The organism is Kribbella yunnanensis, assembly GCF_039529655.1.
Taxonomy (GTDB): Bacteria; Actinomycetota; Actinomycetes; order Propionibacteriales; family Kribbellaceae; genus Kribbella; species Kribbella yunnanensis.
In genome coordinates this window covers 1-5941 of record NZ_BAAANF010000013.1, presented here as the reverse complement: position 1 = coordinate 5941, position 5941 = coordinate 1, and the positions used below count along the sequence as shown (strand labels likewise).

Sequence of the window (5941 nt, the reverse complement as noted above, 5' to 3'; positions counted from 1 at the left end):
GGTTTTTCTCGAACCGTTGACGCTTCCGTAGCAGTGCCGTAACAATGAGCCAGCGCTGCGCAAAAAGTTAGCAAGTTGACGAAAGTTCCGGACTCTCGCGTGGCCGCTGTTCCGTTGCGTTCTCCACCGCCCATCAGGAGAGGCCATGCGAATTCCGCCTTGGCGGTTACTCACCGCTTTGCTTGCCGCGACACTCGCGACAAGCGCATTAGTCCCCCAGGCTCCTTCCGCGAGCGCCGCCGTACTGGCCGGCCCGAACCTGGCCGCCGGCAAGGCGGCCGCGGCCAGCAGCGTCACCCAGAGCTACGTCGCGTCGAACGTGACGGACGGCAACCAGGGCACCTACTGGGAGAGCGCCAACAACGCCTTCCCGCAGTGGGTGCAGGTCGACCTCGGCTCGTCGATCGCCACCAACCAGGTCGTCCTCAAACTCCCGACGTCCGGCTGGGGCGCCCGCAACCAGACCATCGCGGTCCAGGGCAGCACCGACGGCCAGAACTTCAACGACCTGTCGGCGGCCGCTTCCCGGGCCTTCAACCCGCCGACCAACACGGTGACCATCGACTACGGCAACGCGACCGTGCGGTACGTGCGGATCCACGTCACCGCGAACACCGGTTGGCCGGCCGGACAGCTGTCCGAGCTCGAGGTCTACGGCCCGGTCACCGGTGACACGCAGGCACCCACCGCCCCGGGGGGCCTGTCCTTCACCGAGCCCGGCACCGGCCAGATCCGGCTCGCCTGGGCCGCGTCCACCGACAACGTCGGGGTGACCGGGTACGACGTGTACGCCAACGGCCAGCTGCGCACCAGCGTGGCCGGGACCGTACTGACCTACACCGACACCCAGCCGACCAGTACGACGATCTCGTACTTCGTCCGGGCGAAAGATGCCGCTGGCAACCAATCGGCGAACAGCAACACGGTGACCCGGAACGGCAGTCAGGGACCGGGAACCAACCTCGCGCTGGGCAAGCCGATCACCGCGTCCGGCTTCGTGCACACGTTCGTCGCGACGAACGCGAACGACGACAATGTGACGACGTACTGGGAAGGCAATGCCAACCCGGCCACGCTGACCACCGAACTCGGCGCCAACGCCGACCTCAGCTCGATCGTGATCCGGCTCAACCCGGACTCGGCGTGGGGGCCGCGGACCCAGACCTTCTCGATCCTCGGCCGCGAACAGAGTTCGTCGACGTTCACCACGATCGTCGCGAGCGCGTCGTACAACTTCAGCCCGTCGTCGGGGAACACTGTCTCGATCCCGGTGAGCGCGCGAGTGGCCGACGTACGGCTGAACTTCACCGCGAACACGGGTGCGCCGGCTGGTCAGGTCGCCGAGCTCCAGGTGATGGGGGTGCCGGCGCCGAACCCGGATCTCACGCTGGGTGGGTTGGCGTGGACGCCGACCTCGCCAGTCGAGACGGACTCGATCACCGTCCGCGGGACGGTCAGCAACACCGGCTCGGCTGCTTCTGGTGCGACCGATGTGAACTTCTACCTCGGTACGACGAAGGTCGGTACGGCGGCTGTCGGGGCGATCGCGGCCGGCGGTTCGGCGACTGTCAGTGCGTCGATCGGTGCGCGGGATGCGGGCAGTTACACGCTGAGCGCGAAGGTCGATGAAGCGAACTCTGTGATTGAGCAGAACGACGCGAACAACTCGGCGACTGCGTCGAGCGCGCTCGTGGTGACTCCGGTGGCCAGCTCGGACCTGATCGCGTCCGCGGTCAACTGGACGCCGAACAACCCGTCCGCGGGGAACAGCGTTGCCTTCTCGGTGGTGCTGAAGAACCAGGGCAGTATCGCCACTGCTTCGGGGGCGCACGGGATCACGCTGACGCTGTTGAACGGGAGCTCCACGGTTGCCACGCTGACTGGGACGTACAACGGTTCGCTGGCGGCTGGCGCTTCCACTTCGGCCATTGCCCTGGGCAACTGGACGGCTGCGAACGGACGGTACACGGCACGCGTCGTACTGGCGGATGACGCGAACGAACTGCCGGTCAAGCGGACCAACAACACCAGCGAGCGGCCGTTCTTCGTGGGTCGCGGGGCGAACATGCCGTACGACCACCTCGAGGCTGAGGACGCCTCGGTCGGTGGCGGTGCTCAGGTGATCGGGCCGAACCGGACCATCGGCGATCTTGCCGGTGAGGCCTCCGGGCGACGTGCGGTCACGCTGAACGCCAACGGCTCGTACGTCGAGTTCACCACTCGGGCATCGACGAACACCCTCGTCACCCGCTTCTCCATCCCCGACTCCGCGGGTGGTGGCGGGCAGAGCTCGACGATCAACGTCTACGTGAACGGCACGTTCCACAAGGCGCTGCCGCTCACTTCGAAGTACTCGTGGCTGTATGGGTCGGAGTCCGGGCCGAGCAACTCGCCGGGTGCGGGACCGGCTCGGCACATCTACGACGAAGCGAGCATCATGCTCGACTCGACTGTGCCGGCCGGGGCCAAGATCCGGCTCCAGAAGGATCCGGCGAACTCTACGACGTACTCGATCGACTTCATCGACACCGAGCAGGTCGCGCCGATTGCGAACCCTGGTGCCGGCTACGTCGTACCGGCCGGATTCAGCCAGCAGAACGTGCAGGACGCACTGAACCAGGTCGCGCAGAACTCAAGCCTGGTTGGGGTTTACCTGCCCGCCGGCGACTACCCGACGTCGAGCAAGTTCAACGTCGGCAGCCGCGCCGTCAAGGTGGTCGGCGCCGGTCCCTGGTACACCCGGTTCGTCGCACCGACGACCCAGACCAACACCGACGTCGGGTTCAGCGCGTCGTCGTCGGCGAACGGATCGACGTTCAGCGGGTTCTCGTACTTCGGGAACTACGACAGCCGCAACGACGGGCCTGGCAAGGTCTTCGACTTCAACGGCACCGCGAACATGACCATCGACAACATCTGGGTCGAACACCAGATGTGCCTCTACTGGGGCGCCAACACCGACACCTCGACGATCAAGAACTCCCGGATCCGGAACATGTTTGCCGACGGCATCAACATGACCAACGGCTCGGCCGGCAACACCGTCAGCAACAACGACGCCCGCTCCACCGGTGACGACAGCTTCGCCCTCTTCAACGCCATCGACGGTGGCGGCGGCGAGGTCCGGGACAACCTGTTCGAGAACCTGTCCGCGACGTTGACCTGGCGGGCCGCCGGGTTCGCGGTCTACGGCGGGACGAACAACGTGTTCCGCAACCTGTACGCCGCCGACATGCTGACCTACCCCGGTGTCACGATCAGCTCACTCGACTTCGGCATCCCGATGAACGGCTTCGGCGCCACCCCGCCGACCCGCTTCGAGAACGTGTCGCTGGTCAGGTCCGGCGGCCACTTCTGGGGCAACCAGGCCTTCCCCGCGCTATGGATCTTCTCGGCCTCGAAGGTCTACCAGGGCATCCGGGTGAGTGATCTGGACATCGTCGATCCGACGTACAGCGGCATCATGTTCCAGACCAACTACGTCGGCGGCCAACCCCAGTTCCCGGTCGCCGACACCATCTTCACCAACACGACGGTGACCGGCGCCCGCAAATCCGGCGACGCCTTCGACGCGAAATCCGGCTTCGCCCTCTGGGCCAACGAACTCCCCGAACCCGGCCAAGGCCCCGCCGTAGGCACCGTCACCTTCAACAACCTGACCCTGTCCAACAACGCCGTAGACGTCCGCAACACCACCACAACCTTCACCATCACCCGCAACTAGCCCGCGTGTGGAGGGGCTTCCCTGCAAGCCCCTCCATCTGCCCCGAGCTGCCCCACGATGCCCCGGTGTCGCAGGGCGTTTCCCCTTGCCCCACATGCCAAAGTCACCGAGTGCCGACCCACGTATTCGTAGATGAAACCAAATCCAAGGGCCTACTGATGGCTGCCGCCTACTGTCCGGCCGGCGACGTCGCCGTCCATCGCAAAGCCCTCAGGAGCCTGCTTCTACCAGGCCAGGAGCGGCTGCACTTCAACCACGAGCGGCCGCCGCGCCGCAAGCAGATCATCGACGTCATCACTGGCTTCGGCCTGATGGTCGATCTCTACTTCGCGGACCGCCCGACGCTTGCAAACCGCAAGCGATGCCTGGAAGCGATCGTCCGGGACTGTGCAGGCACCTCCGAGCGCCTCGTTGCCGAGATGGATGAATCTGCGTACGAGTACGACCTACGCATCCTGCGCGAGGCCACGCATCGCTTCGGCTGCCATGAGACGCTGCGCTGGGATGTCCTCGTAGCCAAGGCAGACCCGCTGCTCTGGGTCCCAGATGCGGTGGCCTGGTGCTGGATGCGTGGCGGCGATTGGAAGCGGTACGTTGCACGCTTCTGCGAGGTGCGCGAAGTCTAGAAAGCGCGAAACCCGGCACGTTCACCGTCCGGTGAGCTGCCGGGTCCACTTCCGAGGGACTCATGTCCCCCGGCATCACCAACTGTAGCGGATGCGCAGCCGTGCGGAAGAGTATTTTCCAATCTGCCCCTGGAAACCCCTGGATGCCCCGAGCCGTGCCCCGGGAAACCCTTGGAAACCCCGGGATGCCCCGGAGTGCCCCGTCCCAGAAAGCGCGAGACCCGGCACGCCCACCGTCCGGTAGGCTTCCGGGTCCACTTCCGAGGGACTCGTGTCCCCCGGCGCATTCACCTTAGCGGGCCGACTGACGGCGTACCTAGGTGTTTTGTTGGAGGAGGGTCTGGGCGGTGGGGGTCAGGGAGTGCAGGGAGGTGCCTTGGGAGCGGTGGGTGGTGATGAGGGCGGCGGCTCGGAGGATTCGGGTGTGTTCGGAGGTTGAGGCGAGGGAGATGCGGACTCGGCGGGCCAGTTGGGTGGTGCTGGCGGGGGTGATGAGGGAGCGGAGTACGGCGGCCCGGGTTCGGCCGAGGAGGGCGGCCAGGGGGTCGGTGTCGGGGTCCTGGGGTTCGGTGGCGGGGGCGTCGGCGCAGGGGTAGATGAGGACGGGGCGGCGGCGGGGCGCGTCGTCGACGAGGCATTCGGCGATCAGGGGTGAGGGGTAGAGCTGGAGCCCGCGGCCGCGGAGGTGGACATCGACTGCCTGGTTCGGACGCTGGGTGTGGACGGTGAGTACCGGGGCAGACCACTCGACGTCGGAATGCAGGGTTTTGAGGAGGGTCTCGATGCCGCCGTTCATCAGGGTGTGGGCGCGCTGGGCGAGATCACCGGCGTACCGGCGGGCCAGTTCGTCGGAGGATTGGGCCAGGACGTTCTGGTGGAAGTCGACGACCGCCGTACCGAGGGCTTCGCGGGCGGCGGGTTGGCCGGAGCGCAGGCCGTGCAGGTAGGGGTCGGCATTGCGGGGGAAGCGTTCGTCGAGTTCCTCGCGGAAGACCTCTGCGGGGGTTTCGGAGAGCAGTTCGGCGGCCGGTTTCACGCCTGGAGTCGAGACCGTCGGGGTCAGGAAGTCGGGGAACCAGCCACTCGGGGCGATCAGCTTGAACAACGGCCGCATCGAAGGTGACACCAAAGGCGCCGCCGCCTGCCGCCACCGGCGCGCGACCGGCGGGAGGCTGTCCCGCGCGGCAGGCGCACTGAGCGCCCGCGCCGCCAGCGCAGCCTCCCACAAGGGCTCCGGCTCCGCCGGGAACACCACCCGCCCCAGGTCTGCCGCGCTGAAATGAATCTGGATCATGCCACAATTCTGCCCACCCCAGCCCCACCCCACGAGACCTTCGTCCCCACCCGAATCCCCCCTTCGGCCCCACCCGAATTCGTCTACTCCGTACAGCAACCACCGCCAGCCGCCGTACCACCTCCCCGCCGCCCTCCCGCACCCCCACCTCAGCGGGCAACCCCCCATTTCCCCCGCCAACCCCCCAACTGAGGGGATGCCCATCCACCTCGGGGGTTGCCCCCTCGGAATCTCAGTGGGCAACCCCCCAACTGACTGGATATCCCCCGAGGTGGGGGGTTTGCCGGCGCGGCTGGC

At 66.7% G+C, this 5941-nt stretch carries 3 protein-coding genes; 2 read left to right on the top strand and 1 reads right to left on the bottom strand.

All coding sequences use genetic code 11. The annotated features are described in order from the left end of the window. Positions 1–145 precede the first annotated feature (145 nt). Together ABD231_RS18000 and ABD231_RS17995 are read left to right on the top strand one after the other, a co-directional pair. Positions 146–3724, top strand: a complete 3579-nt coding sequence (locus ABD231_RS18000; protein ID WP_344152720.1) for a discoidin domain-containing protein — start codon at positions 146–148, stop codon at positions 3722–3724. A 110-nt stretch (positions 3725–3834) separates the two neighbouring features. Continuing rightward, positions 3835–4350, top strand: coding sequence for a hypothetical protein (locus ABD231_RS17995; RefSeq protein WP_344152717.1), 516 nt, complete (start codon positions 3835–3837; stop codon positions 4348–4350). 316 nt (positions 4351–4666) lie between these two features. On the opposite strand, the gene ABD231_RS17990 is transcribed toward ABD231_RS17995, so the two are convergent. After that, a complete protein-coding gene (locus ABD231_RS17990) occupies positions 4667–5644 on the bottom strand; it encodes a winged helix-turn-helix domain-containing protein (protein WP_344152714.1) in 978 nt (325 codons plus the stop codon). Positions 5645–5941: the final 297 nt, after the last annotated feature.

What these genes read in the sequence shown, in the direction of transcription:
- ABD231_RS18000 (WP_344152720.1), top strand. Translation starts at nt 146, where the DNA reads ATGCGAATTCCGCCTTGGCGGTTACTCACCGCTTTGCTTGCCGCGACA.
- ABD231_RS17990 (WP_344152714.1), bottom strand. Translation starts at nt 5,644, where the DNA reads ATGATCCAGATTCATTTCAGCGCGGCAGACCTGGGGCGGGTGGTGTTC.